This is a genomic window from Streptomyces sp. NPDC008313 (genome assembly GCF_042956125.1).
Lineage (GTDB): Bacteria > Actinomycetota > Actinomycetes > Streptomycetales > Streptomycetaceae > Streptomyces.
Genome location: NZ_JBIBFR010000054.1, coordinates 1 through 4,890 on the forward strand (window position 1 = coordinate 1; position 4,890 = coordinate 4,890).

Annotated in this window: 3 protein-coding genes and 1 pseudogene; 1 reads left to right on the top strand and 3 read right to left on the bottom strand. The window is 74.6% G+C overall.

What is annotated here, in order from left to right; genetic code table 11:
- The coding region (locus ACFY93_RS34460) for a maltotransferase domain-containing protein (protein WP_391365870.1) at positions 1-482 on the bottom strand (482 nt) is incomplete at its 3' end.
- A 1,043-nt stretch (positions 483-1,525) separates the two neighbouring features.
- Between ACFY93_RS34460 and glgP the strand changes: the two genes are divergently transcribed.
- On the top strand, positions 1,526-4,144 hold the full coding sequence (gene glgP / locus ACFY93_RS34465; protein ID WP_391365871.1) for an alpha-glucan family phosphorylase: 2,619 nt from the start codon (positions 1,526-1,528) through the stop codon (positions 4,142-4,144).
- A 76-nt stretch (positions 4,145-4,220) separates the two neighbouring features.
- Here glgP and ACFY93_RS34470 read toward each other — a convergent pair whose 3' ends face one another.
- Positions 4,221-4,745 (bottom strand): DUF1990 family protein, encoded by a 525-nt coding sequence (locus ACFY93_RS34470; protein WP_391365872.1) that lies wholly within the window; start codon positions 4,743-4,745, stop codon positions 4,221-4,223.
- 62 nt (positions 4,746-4,807) lie between these two features.
- Positions 4,808-4,890, bottom strand: a pseudogene (locus tag ACFY93_RS34475) (IS5/IS1182 family transposase); the annotation flags it as partial.

Genomic DNA, 4,890 nt, shown 5'->3' on the forward strand with positions numbered 1-4,890 from the left:
TAGGTCCAGCGGCCCACGGCGTCCGGTGTGACGTGGGCGCCCCAGCGGTCCGTGCCCGGCGCGAGCTCACGCATCGGCGTCCACGGACCGGGACGGCCGGAGGGATCGCGCAGCACCACGTTGGCGGCCACCGCCTCATGACCCTCGCGGAAGACCGTGGCCGACACCTCGAACTCCTCGCCCACCACCGCCTTGGCGGGCGCGCGTCCGCCGAGGACCAGGGGGCTGACGTCGAGCACCGGGATCCGGCCGACGAGGGCGGGAGGCGCTGCGGGTGCGGGTGCGGGGCCGGGCCGGGGGCGGGGCGGCGGAGTACGGGGCCGGGAGCGGGACGACGCCGGGCCCGGCGTCGTCCCGGCGGGCTGTGTCCCGGCGGGCTGCGCCGGGGCGGGCGGGGTCTGGCCGGATGGCGACGGATGGGATCGGGCCGGGCCGGGGGGACCGGACGCCGGGGGTGCCGACGAGTGATGTGCTGCGGGCATGACCGCTCCTGTCCGCGTCAACATGGGTGGGCGGATGACGGTGTGGGGAGGTGGGGCCTGCGAGGGATACCGCAGGAGCCTTCCCACTCTCCTCGGGTGGGCAATCCGGCACTTTGTTAACTACTCACGCGCGAGTCCGGGCACAAGACCGGCCGCGTCCCCCGCCGCCGTCACCGGTGCCCCTGGTGCTCCCGGGGAACCCGGACCCGGCCGGAGGACCCCGCTGACCTGCGCCGTTCAGGGGCCGCCCGCTGGGGGAGCCGGTCGGACGTGCCAGGACCGGTGCCCGCGACTCTGCCCGAAACCGCACGGTGCGTCAGGACCCGTGCCGGCCGGGCGGAGGTGGCCGTCCCCTGCCGGGCCGGGTGGAGCGCGGTGGCGCCCCTGAGCGGGGTGCGCCCCCCGTCGCGCGGCGGCGCCTGCTGGTCCGTCCGGCCGAACCCCCGTCCGGGCGAAATCCGCCCGGGGCGGCCGCGCCCCGCCCCGGCGCACCGGCCGAGGCGTACGCCGGTATGCCGAGCGGGGCGCACTCCGGAGTCCGGGCCCGTCCGCACGGTCACTCCCGACCCGCGTGGACACCGAACACGCATCCGGGCCATCACCTGACTTCCCCTCCTCGACGCGGCGCACGACAGCGGGCGCGGACCGGCGCGCACCGCGCGCCACCCGTGCGTCACCGGGAAGCCTCTCGTGCGGTGTGAAGCCCCACAAGGCCGCACAGGCGGGGGGAATCGGCCAAATCGACCCGTGGGGGGCGAAGGGCGCTCGGGGCACGGACACGCCGACGGCGCGGGACGCGGCGGCAGGGGGTGGCCTGCGAGGCGTTCGGACGCGCCTCGGTGCGCCGTGGTTGTCAGGGCGTCCGCGCCGCTACCGTCGTGGGTGACGAAGGGCGCACACGCAAGTGCGTCCCTCGGGTGCTGCCGTCGCGCCGACGTCCGCCCCGCGACGCCTGGCACGCACGCGGGGGCCGCCCTTCGGGCGGACGGAGCCGGTCCGGTGGCCGTACTTGACCGCGTACGTCACCCGTGAAGGTGGGATTCGTGAAGGCGATCCGCAGGTTCACCGTACGACCCGTACTCCCCGAAGCCCTTCACCCGCTCAGCGATCTCGCGCGCAATCTGCGCTGGTCCTGGCACTCCGAGACCCGTGACCTGTTCCGGTCGGTCGACCCCGGGCGGTGGGCCGCCTCGGGCTGCGATCCGGTGCGGCTCCTCGGCAGCGTGCCGCCCGCGCGGCTCGCCGAACTCGCCGGGGACCCGGACTTCCTGCGCCGGCTGACCGAGGCCGCCGACGGTCTGCGCGAGTACGTCGCGGGCGACCGCTGGTACCAGACGCAGGCGCACGACCTGCCCGCCGCCGTCGCCTACTTCTCCCCGGAGTTCGGCATCACGGCGGCGCTGCCCCAGTACTCCGGAGGTCTCGGCATCCTCGCGGGCGACCACCTCAAGGCGGCCAGCGACCTGGGCGTCCCCCTGATCGGCGTCGGACTGCTCTACCGGCACGGCTACTTCCGGCAGTCCCTCTCGCGGGACGGCTGGCAGCAGGAGCACTACCCGGTCCTGGACCCGAACGAGCTGCCCCTGGTCGCGCTGAGCGAACCCGACGACACCCCGGCCCAGGTCTCCCTCGCGCTGCCCGGCGGGAGGTCGCTGCACGCCCGGATCTGGCTGGCCCAGGTCGGCCGCGTCCCCCTGCTGATGCTCGACTCGGACGTCGAGGAGAACGACCTCGGCGAGCGGGGCGTCACCGACCGGCTCTACGGCGGGGGCTCCGAGCACCGGCTGCTGCAGGAGATGCTGCTCGGCATAGGGGGTGTCCGCGCGGTGCGTACGTACTGCCGCCTGACCGGACACCCACGGCCCGAGGTGTTCCACACGAACGAGGGCCACGCCGGATTCCTGGGACTCGAACGCATCGCCGAACTGCAGGAGGACGGACTCGACTTCGACGCGGCGCTGGAGTCCGTGCGGGCCGGCACGGTCTTCACCACCCACACCCCGGTCCCCGCCGGCATCGACCGCTTCGACCGCGAACTGGTCGCCCGCCACTTCGGACCCGACGCGGAACTGCCCCGCATGGCCGTCGACCGGATCCTGCGCCTGGGCATGGAGAGCTACCCGGGCGGCGAGCCGAACCTCTTCAACATGGCCGTGATGGGCCTGCGCCTGGGCCAGCGGGCCAACGGCGTCTCCCTGCTGCACGGCCAGGTCAGCCGGGAGATGTTCGCCGGGCTCTGGCCCGGCTTCGACCCCGAGGAGGTGCCGATCACCTCGGTGACCAACGGCGTGCACGCCCCCACCTGGGTGGCCCCCGAGGTGTTCCGGCTGGGCGCGGGCCAGGTCGGTGACAGCCGGCTCGAGGACGCTCTCACCGTCGGCGACTCGGACCCGTGGGAGTCGGTCGCCGACATCCCGGACCGGGACATCTGGGAGCTGCGCCGCGCCCTGCGCGAGCAGCTGGTGAGCGAGGTCCGTACGCGGCTGTACGCGTCCTGGCGGCAGCGCGGCGCCGGTTCCGCCGAGCTGGGCTGGATCGACGGGGTCCTCGACCCGGACGCCCTGACCATCGGCTTCGCGCGCCGTGTCCCCTCGTACAAGCGTCTGACGCTGATGCTGCGGGACCGCGACCGGCTCATGGACCTGCTGCTGCACCCCGAGCGCCCCGTGCAGATCGTCGTGGCCGGAAAGGCGCATCCGGCGGACGACGGCGGAAAGCGTCTGGTGCAGGAGCTGGTCCGGTTCGCCGACGACCCGCGGGTGCGCCACCGGATCGTCTTCCTGCCCGACTACGGCATGGCCATGGCGCAGAAGCTCTACCCGGGCTGCGACGTCTGGCTGAACAACCCGCTGCGCCCGCTGGAGGCCTGCGGGACCAGCGGCATGAAGGCGGCGCTGAACGGCTGCCTCAACCTGTCCGTCAAGGACGGCTGGTGGGACGAGTGGTTCCAGCCCGACTTCGGCTGGTCGATCCCCACGGCCGACGGCACGGCCACCGACGACGACCGCCGCGACGACCTGGAGGCGGCCGCGCTCTACGACCTGCTGGAGCGCCGGGTCGCCCCCCGCTTCTACGAGCGGGGCGACGGCGGACTGCCCGGCCGGTGGATCGAGATGGTCCGCCAGACCCTCACCCATCTGGGCCCGAAGGTGCTGGCGGGCCGCATGGTGCGCGAGTACGTGGAGCGCCTGTACACGCCGGCCGCGCGCGCCCACCGCGCGCTGACCCCGGAGGCGGCCCGCGAGCTGGCGTCGTGGAAGGCCCGGGTGCGCGCGGGCTGGCCGCGGGTCGCCGTCGGCCATGTGGAGGCGTCGGCGGCCACGCCCACCGCGCAGCTGGGCACGGCCCTGTCCCTGCGGGTCCGGGTCCGCCTGGGCGATCTGGCCCCGGACGACGTGGAGGTCCAGGCGGTGGCCGGCCGGGTGGACACCGACGACCGGATCGCCGACGCGGTGTGCGTCCCGCTGAAGCCCGGGTCGGGCCCCGACCTCGACGGCCAGTGGCTGTACGAGGGGCCGTTGTCGCTGGACCGCACCGGCCCCTTCGGCTACACCGTGCGCATCCTGCCTTCGCACCGCCTGCTCGCCTCGGGCGCGGAGCTGGGGCTCGTGACGGTGCCCTCGGAGGGGGCGGCGGAGGCGGCGGGTGTGCTGCTGCGGTGAACCCGGGCGGTGACCGGGGGCCTTCGTTCGGATCAGGCCGGGCTCACGGGGCCTGGTCCGATCCGAACGGAAGCCCTCAGTCCTCCAGTTCCGCGCAGATGCGGCGCAGTACCGTCCCGCAGCGGTGGGCGTAGGCGTTCTGGAGGCCGCGGGTGGCGGGGCCGCCCGCCCGGGCGTACCACTTGGCCGGGCGGCTGAAGGCCGTCACGGTCAGCCAGACGGTGCCGTCGCCGGTCCGGTCGACGACGAAGGACTCCTCGCCGCATTCGGGGTGGCCCGGCAGGGTGCCGTAGGCCCAGCCGGTGCGGCGGGGCTCCTCGGCCGTCCAGACGACCCGGCACGGTGCCCTGACGGGGCCGATGCGGACGGTGACCTCGACGTCCGGGGCCACCCGGTCCGCCGCGGTGGCGATGCCGACGCCCACGGCGCGGTGCATCTCCCAGGTGAGCACCGCCTCGGAGGCTCTGCGGAAGACGGCCTCGCCCTCTCCGATCCGGGTGCGGACGTGCAGGCGGTGGAAGCCGGGCGGGCAGAGGTCCTCCCGGGTCGCGCCGACGTCCTCGTACGTGAAGGGGGGACCCGTGGGGGGCGTGGAGGCCATGGGGACAGCGTAGGGCGGGCCCCGGAGTCACTGCCTCTCCGGGGCCCGCCCACTGAGGTCTTTCAGCGTTGCCTCTCCAGGGTGAGGACGGCTTTGGCGATGACGGTCATGCGGTTGGGGCTGATGCGGGATCTGCGGAAGATCT

Excerpts from the sequence above, each read along its gene's own strand:
- ACFY93_RS34470 (WP_391365872.1), bottom strand. The coding sequence starts at position 4,745 with ATGGCCTCCACGCCCCCCACGGGTCCCCCCTTCACGTACGAGGACGTC.